The organism is Xylophilus sp. ASV27 (assembly GCF_016428875.1).
Classification (GTDB): Bacteria; Pseudomonadota; Gammaproteobacteria; order Burkholderiales; family Burkholderiaceae_C; genus Xylophilus.
In genome coordinates this window covers 1-267 of record NZ_JAELTO010000412.1, presented here as the reverse complement: position 1 = coordinate 267, position 267 = coordinate 1, and the positions used below count along the sequence as shown (strand labels likewise).

The 267-nt window shown below is 64.8% G+C and carries 1 protein-coding gene; it reads right to left on the bottom strand.

Annotation, left to right across the window (positions count from 1 at the left end; genetic code table 11):
• Positions 1 to 150 precede the first annotated feature (150 nt).
• A partial coding sequence (locus tag JHD63_RS23580; RefSeq protein WP_198973118.1) for an IS4 family transposase occupies positions 151 to 267 on the bottom strand: 117 nt, incomplete at its 5' end.

Sequence of the window (267 nt, the reverse complement as noted above, 5' to 3'; positions counted from 1 at the left end):
CGCGGGCGTGGGCCAGAAATGGTCGCAATCCGGCTCGCAATCGAGCCGCTGCGGCCTTCCCATCTCGGAGTTCCCGATCAACGCGACCGCGCCTCGCTGAAATCGACCGCTTGTTCAGCGTCGCCTTCAGCCCATCTCACTACACACATCTCACAGAGCCATCCGAGCAAAGCGCAGCCCTTGCACGAACACGGCCACATCGCGCATGCCCAGCCACAGCGTCTTGGCTCCAGGCTCGCCGTCACCCTTGCGTCCCAGGAAGCCCCC